Annotated in this window: 27 protein-coding genes; 15 read left to right on the forward strand and 12 right to left on the reverse strand. The window is 46.2% G+C overall.

All coding sequences use genetic code 11. The annotated features are described in order from the left end of the window. Window positions 1–12: 12 nt before the first annotated feature. From AOC07_RS07100 to AOC07_RS07115, 4 genes are all read right to left on the reverse strand, one after another. Complete coding sequence (locus tag AOC07_RS07100) at window positions 13–660, reverse strand: energy transducer TonB (RefSeq protein ID WP_215357302.1); 648 nt, start codon at window positions 658–660, stop codon at window positions 13–15. A gap of 73 nt (window positions 661–733) precedes the next feature. Next, on the reverse strand, window positions 734–1,891 hold the full coding sequence (locus tag AOC07_RS07105; RefSeq protein ID WP_215292653.1) for a class I SAM-dependent methyltransferase: 1,158 nt from the start codon (window positions 1,889–1,891) through the stop codon (window positions 734–736). An 18-nt stretch (window positions 1,892–1,909) separates the two neighbouring features. Next, window positions 1,910–2,461 carry a carboxymuconolactone decarboxylase family protein gene (locus AOC07_RS07110; RefSeq protein WP_215357303.1) on the reverse strand — a complete coding sequence of 184 codons (552 nt, stop codon included), beginning with the start codon at window positions 2,459–2,461 and terminating at the stop codon, window positions 1,910–1,912. Between the two features lie 9 nt (window positions 2,462–2,470). Beyond that, window positions 2,471–3,472, reverse strand: coding sequence for a tripartite tricarboxylate transporter substrate binding protein (locus tag AOC07_RS07115; protein WP_215357304.1), 1,002 nt, complete (start codon window positions 3,470–3,472; stop codon window positions 2,471–2,473). An 88-nt stretch (window positions 3,473–3,560) separates the two neighbouring features. Between AOC07_RS07115 and AOC07_RS07120 the strand changes: the two genes are divergently transcribed. Further along, entirely contained in the window at window positions 3,561–4,331 is a 771-nt protein-coding gene (locus tag AOC07_RS07120) for a sulfurtransferase (RefSeq protein WP_215357305.1), read from the forward strand. A 9-nt stretch (window positions 4,332–4,340) separates the two neighbouring features. Here AOC07_RS07120 and AOC07_RS07125 read toward each other — a convergent pair whose 3' ends face one another. Beyond that, entirely contained in the window at window positions 4,341–4,643 is a 303-nt protein-coding gene (locus AOC07_RS07125; protein ID WP_215292661.1) for an antibiotic biosynthesis monooxygenase, read from the reverse strand. A 91-nt stretch (window positions 4,644–4,734) separates the two neighbouring features. Between AOC07_RS07125 and AOC07_RS07130 the strand changes: the two genes are divergently transcribed. From AOC07_RS07130 to AOC07_RS07155, 6 genes are read left to right on the forward strand one after another with little or no spacing between them, the layout of a single operon-like run. After that, window positions 4,735–5,736, forward strand: coding sequence for a tripartite tricarboxylate transporter substrate binding protein (locus AOC07_RS07130; protein ID WP_215357306.1), 1,002 nt, complete (start codon window positions 4,735–4,737; stop codon window positions 5,734–5,736). A 52-nt stretch (window positions 5,737–5,788) separates the two neighbouring features. Next, a complete protein-coding gene (locus AOC07_RS07135; RefSeq protein ID WP_215357308.1) occupies window positions 5,789–7,162 on the forward strand; it encodes an MmgE/PrpD family protein in 1,374 nt (457 codons plus the stop codon). 21 nt (window positions 7,163–7,183) lie between these two features. Next, window positions 7,184–8,158, forward strand: a complete 975-nt coding sequence (locus AOC07_RS07140) for a D-2-hydroxyacid dehydrogenase family protein (protein ID WP_215292666.1) — start codon at window positions 7,184–7,186, stop codon at window positions 8,156–8,158. A gap of 15 nt (window positions 8,159–8,173) precedes the next feature. After that, the gene (locus tag AOC07_RS07145) at window positions 8,174–8,713 is read left to right on the forward strand and encodes a chromate transporter (RefSeq protein WP_215357310.1); all 540 of its coding nucleotides are present in this window, start codon (window positions 8,174–8,176) and stop codon (window positions 8,711–8,713) included. After that, complete coding sequence (locus AOC07_RS07150) at window positions 8,710–9,231, forward strand: chromate transporter (RefSeq protein WP_251371656.1); 522 nt, start codon at window positions 8,710–8,712, stop codon at window positions 9,229–9,231. The genes AOC07_RS07145 and AOC07_RS07150 overlap by 4 nt, the downstream gene beginning before the upstream one ends. A gap of 20 nt (window positions 9,232–9,251) precedes the next feature. Then, the gene (locus AOC07_RS07155) at window positions 9,252–10,229 is read left to right on the forward strand and encodes a tripartite tricarboxylate transporter substrate binding protein (RefSeq protein ID WP_215357312.1); all 978 of its coding nucleotides are present in this window, start codon (window positions 9,252–9,254) and stop codon (window positions 10,227–10,229) included. 14 nt (window positions 10,230–10,243) lie between these two features. Here the strand turns inward: AOC07_RS07155 and crcB are convergent, their stop codons facing one another. The 4 genes from crcB to AOC07_RS07175 are packed head-to-tail and all read right to left on the reverse strand — an operon-like array spanning window position 10,244 to window position 11,769. Then, window positions 10,244–10,621: a fluoride efflux transporter CrcB gene (crcB, locus tag AOC07_RS07160; RefSeq protein ID WP_215357314.1), complete on the reverse strand. Its 378-nt coding sequence runs from the start codon at window positions 10,619–10,621 to the stop codon at window positions 10,244–10,246. Window positions 10,622–10,630: 9 nt separating this feature from the next. Further along, on the reverse strand, window positions 10,631–11,410 hold the full coding sequence (ygiD, locus tag AOC07_RS07165) for a 4,5-DOPA dioxygenase extradiol (RefSeq protein WP_215292674.1): 780 nt from the start codon (window positions 11,408–11,410) through the stop codon (window positions 10,631–10,633). 9 nt (window positions 11,411–11,419) lie between these two features. Then, the gene (locus AOC07_RS07170) at window positions 11,420–11,557 is read right to left on the reverse strand and encodes a hypothetical protein (protein ID WP_169709848.1); all 138 of its coding nucleotides are present in this window, start codon (window positions 11,555–11,557) and stop codon (window positions 11,420–11,422) included. Between the two features lie 44 nt (window positions 11,558–11,601). Next, a complete protein-coding gene (locus AOC07_RS07175; RefSeq protein ID WP_215292676.1) occupies window positions 11,602–11,769 on the reverse strand; it encodes a hypothetical protein in 168 nt (55 codons plus the stop codon). A 28-nt stretch (window positions 11,770–11,797) separates the two neighbouring features. Here AOC07_RS07175 and AOC07_RS07180 point away from each other — a divergent pair, with 28 nt between their 5' ends. Together AOC07_RS07180 and AOC07_RS07185 are read left to right on the forward strand one after the other, a co-directional pair. Continuing rightward, window positions 11,798–12,460, forward strand: coding sequence for a site-2 protease family protein (locus AOC07_RS07180; protein ID WP_215292678.1), 663 nt, complete (start codon window positions 11,798–11,800; stop codon window positions 12,458–12,460). Between the two features lie 106 nt (window positions 12,461–12,566). Further along, the gene (locus AOC07_RS07185; RefSeq protein WP_215357316.1) at window positions 12,567–13,019 is read left to right on the forward strand and encodes a cytochrome c; all 453 of its coding nucleotides are present in this window, start codon (window positions 12,567–12,569) and stop codon (window positions 13,017–13,019) included. 14 nt (window positions 13,020–13,033) lie between these two features. Here AOC07_RS07185 and AOC07_RS07190 read toward each other — a convergent pair whose 3' ends face one another. Beyond that, the gene (locus AOC07_RS07190; RefSeq protein ID WP_215357317.1) at window positions 13,034–13,714 is read right to left on the reverse strand and encodes a cytochrome b/b6 domain-containing protein; all 681 of its coding nucleotides are present in this window, start codon (window positions 13,712–13,714) and stop codon (window positions 13,034–13,036) included. A gap of 29 nt (window positions 13,715–13,743) precedes the next feature. Then, window positions 13,744–14,685, reverse strand: a complete 942-nt coding sequence (locus tag AOC07_RS07195) for a 3-hydroxyacyl-CoA dehydrogenase family protein (protein WP_215292684.1) — start codon at window positions 14,683–14,685, stop codon at window positions 13,744–13,746. Between the two features lie 132 nt (window positions 14,686–14,817). Here AOC07_RS07195 and AOC07_RS07200 point away from each other — a divergent pair, with 132 nt between their 5' ends. From AOC07_RS07200 to AOC07_RS07215, 4 genes are all read left to right on the forward strand, one after another. Further along, a complete protein-coding gene (locus AOC07_RS07200) occupies window positions 14,818–15,699 on the forward strand; it encodes a 2-hydroxyacid dehydrogenase (protein WP_251369618.1) in 882 nt (293 codons plus the stop codon). 12 nt (window positions 15,700–15,711) lie between these two features. After that, complete coding sequence (locus AOC07_RS07205) at window positions 15,712–16,638, forward strand: dihydrodipicolinate synthase family protein (RefSeq protein WP_215292687.1); 927 nt, start codon at window positions 15,712–15,714, stop codon at window positions 16,636–16,638. 33 nt (window positions 16,639–16,671) lie between these two features. Next, window positions 16,672–17,622 carry a TAXI family TRAP transporter solute-binding subunit gene (locus AOC07_RS07210; protein ID WP_215292689.1) on the forward strand — a complete coding sequence of 317 codons (951 nt, stop codon included), beginning with the start codon at window positions 16,672–16,674 and terminating at the stop codon, window positions 17,620–17,622. A 76-nt stretch (window positions 17,623–17,698) separates the two neighbouring features. Then, window positions 17,699–19,711 (forward strand): TRAP transporter fused permease subunit, encoded by a 2,013-nt coding sequence (locus AOC07_RS07215; protein WP_215357318.1) that lies wholly within the window; start codon window positions 17,699–17,701, stop codon window positions 19,709–19,711. A gap of 84 nt (window positions 19,712–19,795) precedes the next feature. Here AOC07_RS07215 and AOC07_RS07220 read toward each other — a convergent pair whose 3' ends face one another. Further along, window positions 19,796–20,929 carry a mandelate racemase/muconate lactonizing enzyme family protein gene (locus AOC07_RS07220; RefSeq protein ID WP_215357319.1) on the reverse strand — a complete coding sequence of 378 codons (1,134 nt, stop codon included), beginning with the start codon at window positions 20,927–20,929 and terminating at the stop codon, window positions 19,796–19,798. A gap of 106 nt (window positions 20,930–21,035) precedes the next feature. Between AOC07_RS07220 and AOC07_RS07225 the strand changes: the two genes are divergently transcribed. Together AOC07_RS07225 and AOC07_RS07230 are read left to right on the forward strand one after the other, a co-directional pair. Further along, on the forward strand, window positions 21,036–21,962 hold the full coding sequence (locus tag AOC07_RS07225) for a 3-hydroxyacyl-CoA dehydrogenase NAD-binding domain-containing protein (protein WP_215357320.1): 927 nt from the start codon (window positions 21,036–21,038) through the stop codon (window positions 21,960–21,962). A 65-nt stretch (window positions 21,963–22,027) separates the two neighbouring features. Further along, complete coding sequence (locus AOC07_RS07230; protein WP_251371657.1) at window positions 22,028–23,446, forward strand: M23 family metallopeptidase; 1,419 nt, start codon at window positions 22,028–22,030, stop codon at window positions 23,444–23,446. The last annotated feature ends 72 nt before the right edge of the window (window positions 23,447–23,518 follow it).

Genomic DNA, 23,518 nt, shown 5'->3' on the forward strand with positions numbered 1-23,518 from the left:
CTCACTCAATCACTAACTCTCAAGAGTGAATTGAATCGGGGTGTGATAACACCGCAAAGTTGAACTAGCAACGACAGACGGTATTGGCGTAAATCTCCACTCCGCCAAGGTCCTGAGGGCTGAACGATCTAAATGCTGGAAGCCTGAGCTCTTAACAAGGCCCACATCATCAACCGTACCCTGTTGATTGATGCAGAGCTTGATGACAACTAGGCCCTGCTCCTTAAGGCGCCTACTAACCAGCGGGTAATGAGGCTTTGGGCCATGCACAATATTCCGGGAGGTAATTTCTGCGGAATGAGCGCCTTCCTCGCCAACAACTCCAGGCACATTCGCAGATTGAGTCACACTGGAAATGGCGGTAGATGATGGCGCATGAGAGTTGGCCTGAATAGGGTATTTACTCTGGCTTGATAGATCATTGCCGGCATTCGTTAAATTGATAGATAGGACTCCAAGTGTAGGCTCTCCAGCGCCAATGGCAGTGCCGAAAAGCAAACAAAGCAAAACCAAGAAATGAGAAATGCTTACAGCTGAAATGAGTAGTAAGTTTCTGGGCCTCAAACTACAGAGCAAGCTTCTTCCTTCAAAGATGATTGGGTTATATGTAGAAGAATTTACTGAAAACTTTTGTAGTAAATGACTACTATTCGCATTCATTTTAAGGATGATGCTTTTGATTAACAACCATGATCCCTATGGGGGCGATGGTTATAAGGGTATTTGCATTAGACTATTTTGAAGCTAAACGCCAAAGTGAGGTGACCTCAGCTGAGCGGGCAGCATGAAGTGCATCGGTTTTATCAAACGCCTTTTGATGCTGAGGTTTAGTATCGAAACGAGCCATCACTTTTAAGCCGGCAGCATCAAACCAAGCAAGCAATTCTTCTCGAGTACGTAAACCCAAATGCTCAGCGAGATCCGAAAGAATGAGCCAGCCTTCACCGCCAGGTAATAAATGATCTTTTAAATTACTTAAAAAGCCTTTTAGCATCTGGCTCTCTGGATCATACACAGCATGCTCAAGTGAAGAACTCGGCCTTGCTGGCAACCAGGGTGGATTACAAACAATCAGCGCTGCTTTTTCTGTTGGGAATAGATTGGTTTTGAGGATTGTAATTCGGTCACTTAAGTTCAAGCGAGCAATGTTTTCTTTAGCACAAGCAATGGCGCGATCATCTTGGTCGGTTGCAATAATCTTAGTGATTTCTCGCATAGCCAATACAACCGAAAGCACCCCGGTACCCACGCCGATATCAAAAGCAATCGAGCTTTTCTGAATAGCAGCAGGTAGTGGCGCCTTCAGAACCAATTCAATATATTCCCCGCGAATTGGAGAGAACACTCCATAGTGTGGATGAATGCGAATCTCTTCATCATCTCTTGCAAGAATCGGGACGCCCTTCTTGCGCCACTCATGGGCGCTAATAACACCAAGCAGCTCCCGCAAAGAAATGGCATAAGGCTCTGTCTGCTCTCCATAAGCCTCAAGACAGGCGCTTGCAACATCCGGAGCGCGCCTTAATGAAATACTATGGTCTGCATTAATCGGGATCAGCACCATCCCTAAAATGCGTGCTCGCTGAGATTGCGCTAAGCGATGAAGATTGAAGGTGTCTAAAGGAGTCTTCGTTTTCTCTTTAGCAACTCTATCCACTCTAGTGGACTTCTTGGAAGGCTTATCAACTCTCCTCACCAAGGCCTGCAGAAGCTGTCTAGCATTCTGAAAGTCACCCTTATAAAGCATGGCAGTACCTTCACAGGCCAAGCGGTAGGCAATGTCAGCCGTTAGTGTATCGTCCGCAATCTGAATTTTTTTATGGGGCGCAATGCCATTTTCTGAATGCCATCTTGCCGAATGGATTTGACCACCCTCATCCCACTGGATCATGTATTCAGCTTGATTCAATTAGGCTGGCGGATGATCTTCAGGGTTTACGTCCAAGGCAATCAAGAAACGAGAGACCATGTTGTAAGCAGCAATGACTGTTACCAACTCTACAGTATCGGTGCTTCCCAATTCTTTTTGCAGGCGCTTCATCAACTCAGAGTCCACCTTGATATTGCGAGTCATCTGAAAGGTTAAATCAACAGCATCATTCTCTACTTGAGTAAAAAGATTTCTAGGAAAGTCGGCCTGACCAATCAACCTAAGGCCCCGAACCTGCTCCTCAGTGCCACCAGCTTTCTGAAAAGGAGGGGCATGATGAAAGAACTCGTACTCTGCGCCATTCAGTACTGCTACACCGCACATTGCCAGCTCACGGAGCTTTGGGTCTAAAGACAGATTGTTACGAATCTCACCAATAAAGTGATTCCAGCCCTCTGCGATCGGCACGCTATGCAAAAGCATCCGGTCTAGATTAATGAACTGGCCACCACGTCTTTTGCGGATGGCGGCAACTAACTCGGCTGGCTCTGCCAGATCCATTGGTTGATACGGAATTAAACGTTCGGACATATTTACTCTCTACTGACCAGTTTCTTTAATATTGTTCTCGATTACGAACTTGCCCCAGATACCAATTTGTTTGCCAATAAATTCACGGGCCGTCTCAGGGCTACCGCCAACGATTTCAATTCCTTGGGATTTAAATTTCTCGGCAACTGCAGAGGTTTTTAGCACTCTATTCAAAGCCTTATTCATAGCATCCACAAGCGCAGGCGAAGTTTTCCCTGGGGCGATCACCGCCCACCAAGCTGGTGCGCTAAAGCCTGGGAAGCCGCTTTCAGAAACTGTCGGTACATTAGGCAACGCTGCTGTTCTTTTAGCTGTCGTGATGACCAAAGGAATTACTCCGCCACTATCGATGTGGGGCTTAACTAAGAACTCTGAACCAACAGCCAATTGCACTTGACCACCCAAGGCATCTTGCATCAGGGGGCCGCCACCGCGATAAGGAATGTGATTCCAATCAAAGCCCGCTTGCTTAGCAAGGCGAGCCATGGATAAGTGCCCCAGGCTTCCAATACCAATCGAGCCGTAACTAAATGGTTTGCCAGCCTTTGATTGTTCTGCTAATTGTTTAAAGCTGGTAATACCAGAGCTCTTGCTTGCCACCAAAATCATTGGTGAAGTACCTACCAAAATCACAGGCGCGATATCTTTAATCGTATCGTAGGGGAGTTTGTCTTTGAGACTAGGATTAACACCGTGCGTATCAAATACCACTGCAAAGGTATAACCATCTGCATCAGCCCTTGTTAATGCTGAGGTACCAATCACACCAGAAGCACCGCCGATATTTTCGACGATCACGTTTTGCTTTAATTCGGATTGCAAGGCTGGCGCCAAAACACGGGCAACCTGATCCACTGAACCGCCAGGCGGAAATACCGCAATCAAGCGAATCGGTTTTTGCTTAGGCCACGTACCCACACCAGCCGTTTGGGCAATTGCCAAGCTACCCGTCCCCAAAGTAAATAGCACTAGAAATAGGGCTCTTTTGGCCATTTTGGCTAGATACAGCATGGGTTGTCTCCTTAGAATAAGACCTCAAGATTACCACCCCCAGGATCTAATTGCTCGATAATGGCAGGGGAGCTTGAAGAGAGAGAAAATGAAGTCGATTTTGAACATTGCCGCATATTTATTTGTCAGCCTTGATGGGCTGCCAGACTTACGCGCCAAAATGCTGAACGAATGCAATACCCGAGAACTAAAAGGCACCATTTTGCTCACTGGCGAGGGCATCAATATGTTCCTGGCTGGCAAAGAGACAGCATTGCGTGGCTTTCTGGATTGGTTGCGTGAAGACTCTCGCTTAAAACCTCTCCAAGCAAAAGAAAGCTGGTCAGAAGAACAGCCTTTCAAGAAGATGTTGATCAAACTAAAAAATGAAATCATTCGCATGAACCACCCTGCTATTCGTCCCGAAGAAGGTCGTGCAAACTTCATTACACCCAAGAAGTTACAAGAGTGGCTGGATCGCGGTACCGATGATTTAGGTCGACCAGTGGTCATGGTCGATACCCGCAATGCTTTTGAAGTTGACTATGGCACCTTTGAGAATGCCCTGCACTTTAATATTGAAAAGTTCACAGAATTTCCACAGGCAATTACCGCACATAAAGACGCGCTTGCAGATAAAACTTTGGTGAGCTTTTGCACTGGCGGCATTCGCTGCGAAAAATCAGGCCTCTACATGCGCGAGATTGGTATGCAACATAGCTACCAATTAGAAGGTGGCATTCTCAAATATTTTGAGGAAGTTGGTTCCGCACACTACAAAGGCAGTTGCTTTGTGTTTGATGAACGCGAAGCCCTTGAACCAAGCCTTGACTCCATTCCAATCGAGCACTCGATCAGAAAAAAGCTCAAGGCTGGTTGATAGCTTCAACTAAGCAGACTTCGCAACCAAAGTCATATGCTCAACATGGGGCGGCTTTACGAAGAAGGGTCCAACAATGGCACGCCAGTCTGCAAAGGCTGCAGAACCCCGAAAATCGACCGTATGGTTCTCTAGGGTGTCCCAGTAAATCAACAATAGATAGCGAGCCGGCGTCTCCAAGCTATGGTTAACCTTGTAACCCTGAAACCCTTTCGCCTTGGAAATGACGGTCTCAACTCCCCGCACAATAGCCTCCTCGAAGTCTTTCTGCTTAGATGGGTCAATTTCTAGATCGCAATGCTCCAAAATCATAAGGTCTCCTGAGTCAAAATAGATTGGTCATCAATAGTAAACTTACTACATTAGATTGTATTGATACATCACAATAAACCGGACTTGAGACATGTCTACAGCTATTAATCGGCCAATGCCGATTTTTTTATCCACTCTTATCGCCACTTTTGGTTTAGCGATTAGTATCAGCGCCCATGCGCAAAATACCACTTCGGTATACCCCGTCAAGCCGATCAAGTTGATTGCACCTGTCGCAGCTGGTGGTGGATTAGATAATATTGCTAGAGCAGTTGCAGAGAAGCTGTCGCGCTCACTTAGCCAAACAGTCGTAGTAGAAAATATGGGCGGTGGCGGTGGAACCATTGCATCCCAAGCTATCGCTAAAGCGCCAGCCGATGGTTATACCCTAATGATTGCTTATGTAGGCACTCATGGCACTAATCCTGCGGTTCGCAAACTTCCTTACGACGCCATCAAAGACTTCACACCGATTGGCATGATCGGCGCAACACCAAATGTCTTGATTATTAATCCAGAATTACCCATTAAGAACTTTAAAGAGTTTGTGGAGTATGCAAAGAAGAATCCTGCAAAATTGAGTTATGGTTCCGCAGGTCCTGGAACCCTGACCCATCTTGGCATGGAGCAATTGAAATTAGCTGCTGGAATTTTTATGGTGCATGTGCCATACCGTGGTGTAGGTCCTGCATATACCGATTTATTAGCTGGTCAGACTCAAGCCATGCTCCCCACTCTATTTGCAGCCTTACCATATATCAATACTAATCGGGTCCGCGGACTAGCGATTACGGGCGCTAAACGAAGTTCTGCAGCACCGACTATTCCGACATTTAAAGAGTTAGGCTATAGCGGTTTTGATGGTCAGCAATGGTACGGCTTAGTTGGCCCTGCCAACCTACCACCAGCAATCGTGAGTAAATTAAATGCAGAGCTCAATCAAGTGCTTGCCTTGCCTGACTTCTCAGAAAAAATGACAAGCGATGCAATGACACTAATGCCAATGACTCCAACTCAATTTACCAGCTACATCAAAGACGATATCGCGCGCTGGGCCAAAGTTGCCAAAGATCGCCATATTGAAATTGACTAATTCAATCCAGACGCAATTAATCTAACCGCTTTTACTATTTACAGGAAATCCTATGTCTCACGCTATTGCTGCTGCAGCTGATCTGAATGCGCCACCCGTTACTCAAATTCTGGCGGATTTTGTAACATCTCATCCCAGTCATGGATGGACGCCTGAAGTGGATCATGAAGCACACCGCACTTTCTTAAACTGGCTAGGCTGTGCAATTGGTGCTGCCAACCATGAGAGCGTGGAATCTTCATTAGCAGCCATTCGAGAATTTCAACCCGCACCGCAAGCCAGCATTCTGGGGCGTAAGGACAAGGTTGACATGGGTGGTGCCGCGCTGATTAACGGCATCAGCTCACACACTTTCGACTTTGATGACACTCACCTCAAGACCGTAATTCATCCTGCAGGCCCAGTAGCATCTGCAATCCTAGCCTTAGGCGAACACACCCATGCTAATGGGCGCCAAATAATTGACTCACTCATATTGGGTATTGATGTTGCGTGCCGCGTTGGTAATGCCATGTATCCAGATCACTATCACCGTGGTTGGCACATTACAGGCTCTACTGGTATGTTGGGTTCTGCAGCAGCATGCTCACGTCTCATAGGGTTGGATATTCAAAAAACAACTATGGCGCTTGGTATCGCAGCATCTCAACCTGTTGGTATGCGCGAACAATTCGGCACTATGACTAAGCCATTTCATCCGGGTGGTGCTGCACGTGCAGGCCAACTCTCTGCACTCTTAGCCAAGCATGGCTTTACCGCAAGCCCAAAAGCACTTGAGGCAGGTCGCGGTTATATGCAAACCGTCTCCACCAAATGTGACTGGTCAGAAATCGATCGCGCCCTAGGTAAATCATTTGAGATTTCTTTAAATACATACAAACCTTTTGCTTGCGGCATTGTGATTCATCCCGCAATTGATGCCTGCGCTCAATTACGTGCACAAGGCGTCAAGGCTGAAGATGTAGAGCGTATTGAATTACGTGCCCACCCCCTCGTATTAGAGTTGACAGGCAAGAAAACACCTAAGGATGGTCTCGAAGGTAAGTTCAGTGTCTATCATGGTTGTGCTGTTGGTTTGATCTTTGGTCAAGCCGGTGAAGGCGAGTACGCTGACGAAATTGTGAATCGCCCTGATGTTGTAGCCTTGCGTGCTAAGGTCAACGCAACCACAGATACATCGATCAGCGAGGCCTCCGTTGATGTCAAAGCATTCCTGAAGAATGGTAAAGAAGTACACATCTTCGTAAAGAATGCGATTGGCTCAGTAGAAAACCCAATGACAGATGCTCATTTAGAGCAAAAGTTCACCAGCCTTACCGAACCGGTAATTGGTGCAGAAAAAACTCGTCAGCTTATTGCTGCGCTCTGGAACTTAGGTCAAGCATCTGACCTCAAACAAATTCTGAGCCTTTGCACTCCAGACTAATTTAGTAGAAAGTATTTATCTATGGCTTCATTACCAAACATCGTCATTCTTGGAGATTACGAACGTGCGCTGCGTCGTTTTTCTAACTGGGATAAGTTAGAAAAGCATGCAAAGTTAACGATTCATCACGATCCTTTGCGCGATGAGGCTTTGTATGAAGCCGTTAAAGATGCCGATGCTATTGCTATCGTGCGCGATCGCTCGCCTTTTAATGAAGCAATGATTGCGCGCTTACCCAAGCTCAAATTTTTGATGTTTACTGGTGAGCGCAATGGCACGCTTGAAGCAGCAGCCCTGGTACAGCGCAATATTCCGATGGCTTGCACCCCGGGTGGCCCCTCTAAAGAAACCACTGCAGAACTCACTTGGGCCCTGATTTTAGGCGCCTCAAAACGCCTCATTGAACAAAATACACTGATCGCCTCTGGCGGTTGGCGGGATCAACTCTCAGTTCTTCCAATGCTCTCTGGTGAGCGATTGGGTGTGATGGGTCTGGGCGCCATTGGTAGTCGCGTGGCTCGTGTGGGTGCAGCGTTTGGCATGGAAGTAGTTACCTGGAGTCCACGAATGACGCCGGAACGCGCTGCTACCGAGAATGCAAAATCCGTTAGCCTCGAAGAGTTGCTTAAAACCTCTAAAGTCGTCACTATGCACCTGGTTGCAGGCCCAGGAACCAAAGGATTAATCAGCGCAGATCAATTAGCCCTTATGCGTCCTGATGCTATTTTGGTTAACACCTCACGCTCAGCTCTCATCAATATGACGGACTTACAAAAGGCCTTAGGCGCAGGAAGGCCAGGACAAGCAGCCGTCGATGTATTTGATGTCGAACCACTGCCTGAGAAAGATGTCTTGCGCAATATGCCGAACTTATTGGTCACCCCGCACCTTGGTTTCATTGCCGAACCAATTTTTTCCGCCTTCTCTAAAGGTATTACAGAGACTTTAGAAGCATGGCTAGAGCAAAAGCCAGTACCACACCCGTTTCAACCTTAGTAAGTCTCGGTAATCTTGAAAACACTTACCCCAAAGCAACTCTTCATTGGGTTTAGCAAGATTGGTATATCTGGCTTTGGAGGTGTTCTTCCTTGGGCACGTCGTACGATTGTCGAGCAGGAAAAGTGGCTTAGCGCAGAAGAATTTAATGCCATGCTCGGTGTCTCTCAAATTGTTCCAGGACCAAATATCGTTAATCTTGCGGTTTGTGTAGGTAGCCGCTTCGCCGGAGTGGCCGGAGCATTCTCATCGGTGCTGGGTCTCATGTTATGCCCGAGTGCAATCGTAATATTGCTAGGCATGCTGTATGAACACTACAGCTATTTACCAGCCGTGCAAGGGATGTTGCGCGGAATCTCAGCTGTCGGCGTTGGCTTAATTGCTGGCACGGGATTGAAGATGATGCGCAATGAATTTAGTTTTCCGCCGATGCTATTGGTGGTGGCTATTACCGTAGTTGCAGCCGGTTACTTTCAACTGAATTTGGGATGGGTGGTATTGATCGCCTCGCCCCTCGCCATTTTTCTAGCCTGGAAAAAGGCAAGTCAAGCATGAGTGCGCTGATTAGCTTATTTCTCAAGCTCTCCGCATTTTCAGCATTGGCTTTTGGTGGTATCAATGCTCTCTTGCCAGCGCTTTATGAGCTCTCAGTCAATCAAGAACATTGGCTAAATACACAAACTTTTGCAGATTTCTTTGCGATTGCGCAAGCGGCGCCCGGACCGAACTTAATGACAGTCACCTTAATTGGGTGGCACGTCAGCGGTGTGATTGGAGCAATCGTAGCTTCAATTGCGATCTGCTGGCCCTCCTCAATCATGATTTACTTTTTGCAAGGCTACATTAATAACTTACGCAATCCCATCACTAAGAAAACCGTGCAATTTGCTGCCAGCGCATTAGCGGTTGGATTGGTATTAGGCTCCGCATGGGATATCTCTCAGCGCATTAATCACAGTGCAGCTGCTTTTGCATTAACAGCAGCATCTATTGCTGTAGTAGTGTTCACCCGCTGGCATCCTCTTTATCTCATCGCAATTGGTGGGGCACTAGGCGTCTTAGGATTTATTTAAATCTGCATTGGAGAAAAGATATGCGATTCATTCAAAAACTTTCTATTTGTGTATTTAGTCTTAGCACCACTTTCTTCTCAATCGCCTTTTCACAAAGCACCTATCCAAATAAACCAATTAATTTCATTGTGCCTTATGGTGCTGGCGGCAGCGCAGACTCACGTAGTCGTCAGATTGCTCAAAAACTGAGTGTGCTACTCAAACAACCAATTGTGGTTGATAACAAACCTGGTGCTGGCGGCAATATCGGCACAGAATTTATTGCACGTGCTGCTCCGGATGGCTACACCATTGGGATGGGCAACTTTGCACCGATGGCAGTCAATAAAACATTGTTCGGCAATTTGCGCTATGACCCAGAAATTGATTTAAGCCCGATCATCTTGATTGAAAAAGGACCTCTAGTATTAGTGGTCAACCCAAACTCACCCTATAAAACGATTAACGATATTGTGGCAGCTGCAAAAGCGAAACCTGGTGTACTGACGTTCTCATCAGGAGGAATTGGTGGTAGCCACCAACTATCTGCCGAACTCTTTGAACTCAATGCTGGCATCAACATGATTCATGTGCCCTACAAGAGCGGCTCTGCCGCGCTGACCGATCTCATGGCTGGCAATGTCGACCTCATGTTTGATCAAATGTACTCAGCAGTACCCAGTATTAAGGCCGATAAAATTCGACCTCTTGCGATTACCAGTAAAAAACGTTCACCCCTACTACCAAACGTTCCCAGTTTTGCAGAGCTAGGCTATCCTAAAGTTGAGGTTCTCAATTGGCAGGGATTGATTGCGCCCAAGGGAACGCCTAAAGCGATTATTGATCGATTGAATGCCGCAGCGAATGAAGCACTTAAAGATCCAGCTTTGCGCGAGCTCATGCTCTCTCAAGGAAATGAAATTGGCGGAGGTAGTCCCGCAGAATTTGCTGCACTCATTAAATCTGAATCTGCAAAATGGAGTGCTGTTGTTAGAACGGCCAATATGAAGCCTGAGTAAATTAGCCTGATTACTTACTTCAGAGCTTGATAAGTCAGGATGCCCAAGAAGGTTAGAGTTAGTGAGCCAATCAGGTGAAGTAAGGCTGTGCCCAAGGCCCAAGTAACTTCGCCACGCTGCATCAGGCTAACCACTTCAGCAGAAAAACTAGAAAAAGTGGTTAAGCCCCCAAGGAAACCGGTAATCACAAAAAGCTTCCACTCAGGAGAGAGGTTTGGATTATTTCCAAAAAAGGCGATGGCAATACCAATCAGGTACCCACCAACGAGATTGGAAAGCAAGGTTCCCAAAGGAATGATTGAAGCGCTTCCTACAGTTAAGAAATTAAACCCTGCTCTTAAGAGGGCACCGAAACCTGCACCGCAGAAAATTGCAAAAATGGATGGCCACATAATCAGTATTTATTGAATTGAAAAACCCAGCATGCTAATTGAACTCATCTCAATGCCGTTTGTGTAAACTTTGGCATGCTCTCCCTCTTCTTGTAAAGCTAAAGTGTAGAGAGCGGGCCAGTAATGTTCTGCCGTAGGAATGGACATCTGGGCAGCCTCACCAAACTTTTCCCAGTCAATGAGAGGTTCATGCTGATTAGCAGCCATCTGCGCAATAAAGAAATCATTAAAGTCTTCTGCCCAGGAATAAGGCTCAGCATCTTCTTGCCAATGGATTGTGCGTAAGTTGTGAACTACGTTGCCACTAGAAAGAATCAGAATATTTTCATCGCGCAAAGGGCGCAATTGCTTGGCTAACTCATAGTGCTCACGGGCTGACTTGGAGCCATCTAGACTCAATTGCACCACTGGCACATCCGCATGGGGATACATATATTTCAGGACCGACCAGGCTCCATGATCTATTCCCCACTCGTTTTCTTCCATCACGATGGGAACATTCAGCAACTCTTGAATACGATCTGCTAAAGCAGGACTACCGGGCGCTGGATACTGAATTGCAAAAAGCGCTTCCGGAAAGCCACCAAAATCATGAATGGTTTTTGGTTTTGGCATAGCGGTAACCCATACACCTCGGGTAACCCAGTGGGCTGAGATGACCAAAATTGCGTCTGGACGCTTTAAGGATTTACCGAGAGCAGTCCATGCCGCTGTAAAGCGGTTGGGCTGTATGGCGTACATCGGACTGCCATGGCCAGCAAATACTGCAGGTTGGCGATGGCTAGACATTAATACTGGTTAACCGAATACGTAACCAGTATGAGCAGCAACTAATGCAAACAAAATAGCCAAGCTAGTAGCTGCGGCCAACATTACAACCAAAGTAATGATCTTTTTATTGATTTCTTCTTTAGATTCGTTATGCCATTCGTTCATGCTAAATCCTCTGTAATTACATTAATTAGTGGGGTAATTATCCACTATCGCCCGCGACCAGCCTTGCGCATCATGCCTTTTCCGCCCCCAAAGCCTGCCTGAGGCCTTCCCGCTGGGCCGGATGGGCCTTTAGGTACTGGTGGACGTGCTGGCGGCTTAGCAAGGACAGGCTTTGCCGGGTTTTTTGGGTCAGGTTTCTTATCGTCAGTCACTTTTAGCTCCTATGGATATCATATTGCCATGATTACTGACTATTCTATCCAAGCCGTCGCCATTAATGCGATTCCCCTCATTTTTGCCATCACCATCCATGAAGCGGCCCATGGTTACGCCGCCCGGAAATTTGGGGACAACACAGCTTACATGCTAGGCAGAGTGAGTCTTAACCCCGCCAAACATATAGACCCGGTTGGGACCATCCTGATTCCCTTGGTGTTGATCCTGACTGGATCCCCTTTTTTAGTGGGGTATGCCAAGCCGGTGCCGGTCAACTTCGGACGATTAAGAAATCCCAGAATTGACTCTATTTGGGTCGCCCTAGCTGGCCCTGGATCCAATTTTATTCAAGCACTCATTTGGGCGATATTGCTGATTTTGCTGCTGGGCTTCGGAATTAATGAACGATTTTTAATCTCCATGTCCCAAGCAGGCATTCTCTGGAATCTAGGATTATTGGTTTTCAACCTCTTCCCACTTCCACCTCTCGATGGCGGCCGCATACTTTCTAGCCTACTTCCAGCACGCCAATCCATTGCGCTTGGCAAATTAGAGCCCTGGGGCTTTTTTATTGTGCTCGCGCTAGTTTTCACCGGAATCATCGGCAGTCTGTGGATGGATCCCCTAATAGCCCTCTTTAAGTCGGTAATCTACTTTCTAACTATTCCATTGCAGATGCTCTTCTAATTTGGCGGTCAAACCAAAGTCATCATTCTGGAGTATGCTAATTATTCAATGTCTGCAATGTCTGATTATGAAGAAATCCTTACTCACCAATCATTAGAGGTTTGATATGAAATTACAAAAGATTGTTTTAGCAACTACAGCAACAGTCCTCGCAATAAGTGCAGGTTTTGCTTTTGCGCAATTCCAAAAACCTGAAGATGCCATTAAATATCGTCAGAGCGCGTTTACCGTGATGGCCAACTCCTTCGGAAAAATTGGCGCAGTGGTAAAAGGTGAGGCGCCCTACAACAAAGATGAAGTGGCTAAGAATGCCGCTATCGTTGCAACCCTTTCAACATTGCCATGGCAAGCATTTGGTCCTGGCACTGAAGGCGGCAAAGCACAAGCTGAAGTTTGGTCAGATAACGCCAAGTTCAAAGCAGCCTCAGAGAAGATGCAATTGGCTGTAGTGGATTTAAATAAAGCCGCTCAATCAGGCGATCTGGAAAGCATTAAGAAAACCTTTGGTGCCGCAGGTGCGACATGTAAAGGTTGTCACGATGATTTCAAGAAAAAATAATGCTGGAAATGGTCTTACTTGGTGATCAAGTAACCCACTACTACCGCAATTAAGCTTAAGAGCACTAAAGCTAAACCCCGTTGCAAAGCTCCATCTTTGGATGCGCGGCCCAGGTCAGAAGGCAAATAACTTGCCTCCTCGCTTGGGTCGATTTCTTTATCGCCACTGATCATTGGCTTGATGAGATCTTCACCTTTGAATTTCTGGTAATAAATGATGGCAGCAATATGAATGGCAATGAAGGTATAGATCAGAACTGAATTGCTCTCGTGAATCTCAGAGAGGATAGAAACAAGTGAGTTCGATACATATTTTGCTAATGGCCCTTGGAAGGCAACCTCATCATCGACAAATAATCCCGTAAAGACCTGCACACTTAAAACAATCATTAATGCAAATACGGATAGCGCACCTAAGGGGTTGTGTCCTAAAACGCGTGGCGCTTTACCTTGAAGGTAACTGAATATCTTTTCGCGACTAGGCAAAAAGGATGCGAAGCGTGCATGCGTAGAGCCTATAAATCCCCAGATAATTCGGAAGATTAATAACGTTAATACGGTATATCCAAAATACGCATGCCACTCAATTGCATTACCGCCAAGATTCACACTAATTAAGCTTCCGCTGATGCACAACACCAATAACCAGTGAAATACACGGACTGGCAAATCCCAAACACGAATGATTTTCTTCATGTCCCTAGGATACGGCATAAAAATTAGATTTATTTGATCTGAGGCAAGTCTTTTTGGATAATTTTCAATCCTGCACGAAGCGCCTCTTGATAACGCTCACGCTCAGCCTTGATTGTTTCTGCAGTCCATGGAAAAAATCCTTCGCCTGTTTTCATGCCGAACTTACCGCTGGCTACACGGTCACTCAAGCACTTAGCAATATTGGGTGAGTTATTAAGGCTTGGATAGATTTTGGTGCCTCCAGCAGCATGCACCTCAAGCCCTGCATGGTCCCGTTGCATTGCTGGCCCCGCTGCAATATAGCGAAAGCCAAAACCAAAACGCACTGCTTTATCAATATCTTCAAGACTACAAATACCTTCGTCGACCATTGAAAAAGCTTCTCTAGACAAAGCATGCTGCAAGCGATTTGCCAAAAATCCTGGTAAATCTTTTTTCACCGTGACCGGCACCATCCCGCATGCAGTCATCAATCTTGACAAACTATCGCCCACCATTGGAGAAGTCTTTGCTCCATAAACTACCTCTACACATGGCACCAAATGAGCGGGCATAAAAAAATGCAGACCGATCATGCGTGCTGCAGTTTTTAATCCTTCCGCAATTTCACTAATGGGATAGCTGGTGCTATTGCTTGCTAATACTGCCTCAGGCTTTGCATATTTTTCTAGCTTTGCGAATAACTCTCGCTTGATATCTAAACGCTCCGGCACGCACTCAATTACCAAATCAATATCAGACCAGTCCACTTCTTCAAGGGAGCCTGCAACGCTCAATAAGTGAATGCGACTTTCATAAGCAAGCTCAGTCATAGTGTTAACAAAATAATCCGGCAATAGGGCTCGGCGCTCTGTAGTGGGCTCGACTACCTGGACCGCACAGCCGCCTCGAGCGCAGACCGCAGCAACGTCCGCACCCATCGTACCGCCACCGACAATCACTACTTTGGTTTCAGCAGGGGTAAACAACATTACATATTCTCCTAAAGGGGCAGACTTTTCATTGAAAATCCACATACAATGAAGCCATTATTCCAATAAAAAATATAGTGAGACATGATCCCCGTCAATTCGGTGCTACAGGTAGGCCATTTCCCTGAACTAATGCAGTCGGAAATTAATCGACGCTTTAGCCCCACATTCCATCCAGATCCTCAAGCCCCAGCACCAGCTGGTAACTTTGAGGCTATTTTGATTCGATCCAACACTAAGCTGCCTGAAGCCTTAGTCAAGCAGATCCCCAGTATCCGCATGGTTGCCACCTGCGGGGTTGGCTATGACAACCTACCTCTGGCCTACCTTAAAGAGCAAGGCATCAAAGCCACCAATACTCCCGGCGTTCTCAATGATGCAGTCTGCGAACTGGCTATTGGCATGATGCTTGGACTACTTCGCAAAATCCCAGAATCTCAGGAGTTTGTTAAGAGCGGTGCTTGGTCAAAGGCGCCCTTTAAGCTATCAACTACTCTAGCCGGAAAGCGTGTGGGCATTGCTGGCATGGGTCGTATTGGGCAAGATTTAGCAAAACGTCTAGAGCCTTTTAGGGTCGAGATTGCCTATAGTGGCCCAAGCCAAAAACAAGTACCGTACATCTACCATCGAGATGTCAAAGATTTAGCCCAGAATTGCGATGTTCTATTTCTGGCCTGCCCCGCCACCCCAGATACCGACAGGATGGTCAATGCAGCGGTTTTAGAGGCATTGGGCCCCACCGGCTTTTTAATCAACATCGCCCGTGGCAGTGTGGTTCATGAAGATGCTCTTTTAGATGCACTGCAACATAAAAAGATTGCTGGCGCGGCCCTGGATGTTTTCGAGAATGAACCAAACCCCAACACAGCCTTCCTAAATCTTGATAATGTTTTGCTAACGCCGCATATTGGTAGCGCCACCACAGAAACACGGATAGCCATGACCAATCTAGCCGTAGATAATTTAGAAGCCTTCTTTGCAAAACAACCCCTTCTCTCTGAAGTACATCATTAAAACGGAGTCAGCATGACCATTTCTTTACATCCTTCCACCTTGCCAGCAGTGTTATCACCAGTGCTAACACCCTTCAAAGCAGACGGAGAGCCGGATGAACAAAAATTACTAAAGCAGTGCAAATGGCTAGAAGCAAATGGCGTAGGTCAGGCGATCTTTGGCACAAACTCCGAAGCAAATTCCATGTCTGCTCCACAAAAAATGCATGCCTTGACCGCCTTAATTGAGGGCGGATTAAATCCAGGTCACATGATGCCTGGTACTGGTGCAACTTCTATTCATGCCACCGTCAATATGACTACTCACGCAGTGAACCATAAGTGCGCTGGCGTATTAATGCTGCCACCTTTCTATTACAAAGATGTCACTGACGATGGTTTGTTTGCTTATTTTTCTGAGGTAATTCAGAAGGTTGGCAGCTCTGCTCTTCAGGTCTATATCTACAACATTCCGCCAGTAACCAAAATCAACCTAAGTCTTTCCTTGCTAGAACGCTTGGCTAAAGAGTATCCAAAAACGATTGTGGGCATGAAAGATAGCTCCGGAGATTGGGCTTATACAGAATCCGTCATTAAGATGTTGGCGCCCTCTGGCTTCCGCGTTTATGCTGGTAGCGAAGTATTCTTAATGCGTGCACTGCGTGCTGGTGGCGTAGGCTGCATTTCTGCCACCGCAAACATCAATCCAAAAGCAATCGCTGAATTAGCCGCACATTGGAGAGAGTCCGACGCGGATGAGCGCCAAGCAGGTTTAGATCAAGTACGCGGTATTTTTGCAAAGTACCAAATGATTGCTGGCATGAAAACAGCAGTAGCCCATTACAGCAAAGATCCTGAGTGGTTAAGGGTGCGCCCACCACTAATGCAATTGAGCGCAGATCAACAGGTGCAATTATTAAGTGAGCTCAAAGCAATCAATTTCAGCATGCCAGGCCTTTAATTAAACTGATTACAAAATCATTAGGAGATAACCATGAAACTACTTAAAGTGATTCTGCTTTCCCTCAGCTTTTTATGGGCAAGCGCCCAAGCACAAAATATTTCTATTGCAACTGGTGGAACTGGTGGCGTTTATTACCCTATGGGTGGCGGACTTGCTGCTGTTCTCTCTAGCAAAGTTCCAGGGATGTCCGCTACCGCTGAAGTTACCGGCGGATCTGTAGACAATTTAAAGCTAGTGGGTACTGGCAAACCTTACGTTGGTTTTGCCATGGCTGATGCAGCAAAAGATGCTCAAACTGGCGTCGATAAGTTTAAAGAAAAGCCAGTTGAAGTTCGCACTCTGCTGATACTTTATCCCAACCTCATGCACGTTGCCACGGTTGAATCCACAGGTATTAAGACCATGAGCGACCTCAAAGGCAAACGTGTTAGCACAGGTGCCCCAGGGAGTGCAACTGAAGTGATGGCATTTCGTCTACTAGAGGCAGCAGGCCTTGATCCCAGCAAAGATGTTAAACGTGAGCGTTTGAGTGTTGCAGAGTCTGTCAATGCTGTAAAAGACCGTAAGATTGATGCATTCTTCTGGGTTGGTGGCTTGCCTACAGCAGCTGTTACTGATTTAGCTAATAGCCCAGGCATGAAAATCGTCATGATTGATACTGCTGCAGAGGTGCCTGCCATGAATAAAAAATATGGCAATTTGTATTTTCCATCCCTGATCACCAAACAGACTTATAGCGGCATGACCAAAGATAATAATGTTGCTGCTGTTGCAAACCTATTAGTTGTCAATGCCTCTATGTCAGATGCAGAAGCTTATAAGATTGTGAAAGCAATTTTTGATAACCAACTAGAGTTGGTTCGCTCACATTCAGAATACAGAAACGTCAAGTTGGAAGCTCAAAAAGCCAATGCAACACCGGTTGCTTATCATCCTGGTGCTCTAAAGTACTTCAAGGAAAAAGGCATCAAAGTAAACTAAGTGACATTGGGGTGAGTTAATCTCACCCCTTCTGCTTTAATGCAGTACATAAATATAAATATATACAGGCTGAGACATGAATCAAAACGTGATTGACAATGAAACCCAAGAAAAACTAGACGCCTTCATCAAGCAGGAAGAAGGTGACTCTAATGACTACAAAGGACTTCTCGCCAAGTTCATTACCTTGGTGGCGGTTGGCATGTCTTTATTTCATTTGTATGCAGCCTACTCCATTGTGCCAACACAACAATTGCGCGTCATACACGTTGCTCTAGTCTTGTTTTTAGTGTTTCTTAGTTTTCCTATATCAGCACGGTTTAAAAATAAATTGATGTTTTGGGACGTTTTGTTTGCCATCGGATCAGTAGCAATTGCGTACTACATCTTAAGTGGTGGCGATGATTTCATGGACAGAAATACCGCCCCAAATTCAACCGACGTCATGATCGGCATTGGCCTTATCCTACTCATTCTTGAGAGCGTAAGAAGAACAAATGGCATGGTCTTAGTGACTGTTACCGCCCTCTTCCTGCTCTACGCCCTCTTTGGCAACTACCTACCTGCACCGTGGACCCATAAAGGCTATGGACTAGATCGCTTGGTTGGTTATATGTATATGACTTTGGAAGGGATCTATGGCACTGCCGTCGATGTCTCTGCAACGCTAATTATTCTCTTCACCATCTTTGGCGCCTTCTTGCAATTTACTGGTGCAGGCAAATTCTTTATTGACTTCTCTTTTGCCGCCATGGGTGGCAAATCTTCAGGGGTAGGCAGAACAATTGTCTTATCTTCATTCCTCATGGGTGGCCCATCTGGTTCTGGCGTAGCAACTACCGTCACCGTAGGCTCAGTTGCTGCACCAATGCTCGATAAGGTTGGCTATGAAAAGAATGCTGCTGGTGGGCTATTGGCAGCAGGCGGTCTGGGCGCGATTATTTCACCGCCAGTGTTGGGAGCTGCTGCATTCTTAATTGCAGACTTTTTAAAGATCTCCTATTTAGACGTCTTGCTGATGGCAACCATCCCCACCATACTGTTCTATCTTGGCTTGTTCGTGATGGTGGAGATTGATGTTCGCAAATACGGCATGAAGAACATTCATTTTGAATCAGCAGAAAGCGCTTGGGAGCTTACCAAAAAGTACTGGTTCCATTTCTTCTCACTGATTTCCATTGTGGTATTCATGATGTTTGGCTTCTCGCCTGTAATGTCTGTTTTTTGGGCAACGGTAGTGTCAGCCTTCTCTAGCATGCTGCGTGAAGATACTGCGATCATCCCTTGGGCCTGGTTTAAGGGTAAGGAGCCTATTCTTTCAGGACTCTATAACTCCAATCTTACTAAAGCCCTTTCTTCAGGATCTACTGGTGTTTTGGCTATTGCTGCAACCTGCGCAGGCGCGGGCTTAATTGTTGGCACCGTCACACTCACTGGTCTTGGATTGAAGTTCAGCTCAATTGTGATTCAGTATGCAGGTGGCTCACTCCTGCTCACTGCCATCTTTACCGCCTTAATTGTTTGGATTGTGGGTCTTGCAGTTCCAGTGACGGCCTCATACATCATTTGCGCAGTGATTGCTGCACCAGCTTTAATCAATTTAGGTGTGCCAGATTTTGCAGCGCATATGTTTATCTTCTACTATGCCGTTCTCTCAGAGGTTTCTCCTCCAACAGCGCTCTCTCCATTTGCGGCAGCCGCAATTTGTAAGGGCAATCCATACAAAACAACTTTGCAAACCTGGAAATACGTAGCACCTGCAATTTTGGTGCCGTTTATGTTTGTCCTGGATAAGTCTGGAGTGAGCTTGCTTTTAATGGGGTCCAGTAGCGCTTTAGAACAAGCAGATTGGCTGCAGATTGCTTGGATCTCCTTTACAGCAGTGGTAGGCATCATCTGCTTGGCTGGCGGTCTTCAAGGCTGGTTCATTGAGAAAACCAAAATCTTTGAACGCATCATTATGGTTCTCTCTGGCGTTGCTTTAGCCTACCCCTCAACCGAGGCAGACCTTGTCGGCTTTATTGGATTTGGTCTCGTACTAATTACTCAATCTATGACTTATTTCAAGTTAAATCGAAAAGCCTCATAAAATGAATTAATCTCCTTAGCGAGATACCTACAATAAAGCCCGCATGTGCGGGCTTTATTGTTTTATAAACTTGCACTGATTTGCTTAGACAATCTTGGTCCAAGCAGCCTTACCAGCATATTTTTTGACTGCTGCTTCATCGAACTCAAATCCTAACCCTGGTGTTTGATGCAAAATCAAATCGCCGTTCTTAAAGGTCAATTGTTTGTTAATCAATCTACGGAAATTTAGGACCTGATCATCTAAGAAAAACTCCACAAAACGGGCATTTGGCGTAGCGGCAACCAATGGCGCATGCAGATCATGCATCCAATGAGGGCAAACAATAACCCCCTTCAAATCCGCATAAGCAGAAATCCTGCGCCACTCTGTAATACCGCCACATACGGCAGCATCAGATTGCAGAATTGCTGCTCCACCTGCATCAATTAACTCTCTAAAGCGCCAGCGTCCTGCCTCCATCTCGCCAGTCGCAACGTTAATCTTCGTTAAGCGGGCCAGGGCAGCATGCAAATCAATCGCATCCGGTGAAAATGGCTCTTCGATCCAGTAAGGGTTATAGGCTTCAAAACGACGCACATACTCTAGTGCAGTTGGTAAGTCACGCCAGGCATTGTTGGCATCTAGAGTCAACAAAATATCATCGCCAATGGCCTTGCGGGCCGCCGCAACGCGAGCCTCTTCTTCGGCTGGTGATAAACGACCTACCTTCATCTTGACCGCCTTAAATCCCTGTTTGACGTAAGACTCCATTTCCTTACCAAGTTTGGCAGGCGTTTTACCTTCAAGGTAATAGCCGCCACTTGCATATGCCGGAACGCGATCATCCACAACAGAGCCAAGGTATTGATGCAAAGGAAGATCAACAGAACGTGCATTCAGATCCCAAATCGCGGTATCCAAAATAGAGATACCTCGCATGACTGCGCCAGCGCGCCCCTGCAAAATGGATTCGTTATACATATCCATCCACAAGCCTTCACTGCGATGGCTATTCTGCCCAATGAGTTTTGGCGCTAAGAGTTGCTCTACTGCAATTTTGGCAATATCTCCACCAGCGCTGCCAACATAGCAAAAGCCAATGCCTTCATGACCATTCTTGCTGCGAACTTTTACCAAGCAGTAATGACGCTCGGAAACTGTCCGGGTGGAAAACGAAGTTACTTTATCTAAAGGTACAGCAACTGAAGCAACCTGAACGGATTCAATTATTGGCATCGGGATTCCTTATTTCAAAAAATGATTGTATCGATAAATTAAATGCTAGTCATGGGTCTGAATAGGGAATAATTCAGGTATTAAACAATCAAATAGTGGGTGAACTATGGGACAAGTTGTTGTATTGGGGACTGGCACGATGGGCATAGGCATAGCCGCAGGATTTTTAGCCTACGGAACAAACACTGTCATTCTTGGGCGCACTCAAGAGAAAGCCGAAAAGTGCTTTGAAGCAATCAACGCTTGCGCCACCTCAATTGATCCTCAATGGGAGAAGCTTGGGGCAAGCTTGCAGGCTGGCAGTATTTCCGAGTGGGGCAACTGGGAAGGGACTGATTTAGTCATTGAAACTATTTCTGAGCGGCTGGATCTTAAAAAAGAGATCTTTACCGACCTCGATCAGCGCGTACCACCTCATATTCCGATTGGAAGCAATAGCTCAGGCTTTCCGATTAGCGATATCGCTGGAGACCTCAAGACCGCTCATCGCATGCTCAACACGCACTACTTCATGCCTGCCCATATTGTCCCTTTGGTAGAAATTGTTTTGGGGAAACATTCTGATTCGGATATAGCCAATCAAGTTTGCGATTTCTATCGCGCCCACGGCAAAAAACCCGTGTTAGTCAAGAAAGATATCCCGGGATTCTTGGCCAATCGTATTCAGCATGCCTTGATGCGTGAGGCCCTTTCCTTGGTGGAAGAGGGAATTGCAACACCTGGCGACATCGATACTGCAGTGCGTTATAGCTTTGGCTTTCGCTATGCCGCTGTTGGTCCAATGACGCAAAAAGAAATTTCTGGATGGGAAGGAATGACCCTAGCTGCGGGGCTAATATACCCCTCTCTATCAAACATCACCAAGCCGCCGCCCTGTGTTACTGACTTAGTTAAAAGTGGCAAAACTGGCATCAATAAAGGTGAAGGTTTTCGAAGTTGGAGTGCCGAGGAAGCAGCAATCGTCAAAAAGAATTACGAGGAGCGCCTCAAAGCTGCATTTGCTGTACTGAAGATCGCCCCCGATCAAGACTAGGTTGAATTTGCTGCACTACAACACCAATATCAGAGTGTCTGCTCATATTATTAGATAATTACGGGGTGAATAAAAAAGCGACTTACAGCTCACTCTTGTCGAGAGGAGCCCTCATTCTGACTGGATATATCTGTTTTAGCCTGCTAACTGGGTTGATATCTACCGCTAGTGCACAAACAAACCCAGTCCGCAAAAAAGTGATTATTCAGAACGCTAAGCCAGTTGGCTTTAAAGATAGCGCAGCAAGAGGATCATCAAAGACCAACAGCCTAAATCCAGCCCTCTTTCAGCGCAAAGACCCTAGCGAAGTAGATTTAGATAGCGCTAGTAATCTCGACTATCGGGTAGTGCAAGGCTGCCTACGACGCAACTTCAATGAAGATAATCTGCCAGCTAGCGTTGGTATTGATAACCGTCAATTTTCAGAGTTCTTTAGAAGTCAAACGAAAACCTTCTTTGATCGGATGCGCGGAGATTGCATTCCTTATGCAGCTGCATTTGGCAGTCGCAATCGGTTTGACTCCCTCAGCATTATGAATGGGCCCATTCAGGACAACAAGACAGAGGTGTGGACATTTACACCATCTGCATTTGGTGGCTTCTTAATTCAACAAGACTATCTCAGAAATGAATCTAAAAATCTCACTGAAATTCGGATCCCATTGCGAGATGTTTTATACGATCCTCGCAAGGTCGGGGACAAACTGCCAGTCGAATTGGTTTGGGAATTAAATTCCCTAATCAAACAGATCTATCCCGAAGAAAATAACTCACTCGAAAATACCAATAGCGTAGTCCGCTTAATTATTGACTTTGGCGATCGTGAGCGATGGGCTCAAATTTGGGCCGCTGAAATTATTGACCCAGCAAATAAAGAAGTGTTTGCAAGCGCTTACTGGGTAGATCGCACTGACATACCAGGGGGATTCTTTACCGGCGGCGGTGAATCCCTAGAGCGATCTTTTTGGACCAATCCACTAAGTTATCGCCGAATTTCACGGGGTGTTGGTAGTGTCCGCGCCTCAAACAAACGCCCAAGCAAGAAAACCCCTGTAGCCCAAGCAGCACCACCCAAGCAGCGCTATCGAACTCATATGGGCATTGATTATGCTGCGCCAATCGGCACGCCTGTCTTTAGCGTAGCCAATGGCAAGGTTGCTCACATTGGCTTTAGTGGCGCCTTTGGTAACTTAATTGTCTTGGAGCACCCTGGAAACTATCACACCTACTATGCTCACCTAAGTAACTACAACGTTGAATTAGAAGTAGGTAATGATGTGCGCCGTGGTTTGGAGATTGGTTATGTTGGGTCCACCGGAAGATCCACTGGCCCACACCTTCATTTTGAGCTTAGAAAAAATGGTGTGTATATCGATCCTTACGGATTAAAGACTCAACTAGATTTATGGTCTATGCGTGATAACGAGAGTGGTCAGCTAACAAGAGAAATTCTTTTACTAGGTAGCCCCATCAAACCTAATTGATGGAGCCTTAAAGAAGGCAGCTGGCACATGAATAAATAGGGTCCACATGGACCCTATTTCTTTGTCCCTGCT

The sequence above is a fragment of the Polynucleobacter sp. UB-Raua-W9 genome (assembly GCF_018687435.1).
GTDB lineage: Bacteria > Pseudomonadota > Gammaproteobacteria > Burkholderiales > Burkholderiaceae > Polynucleobacter.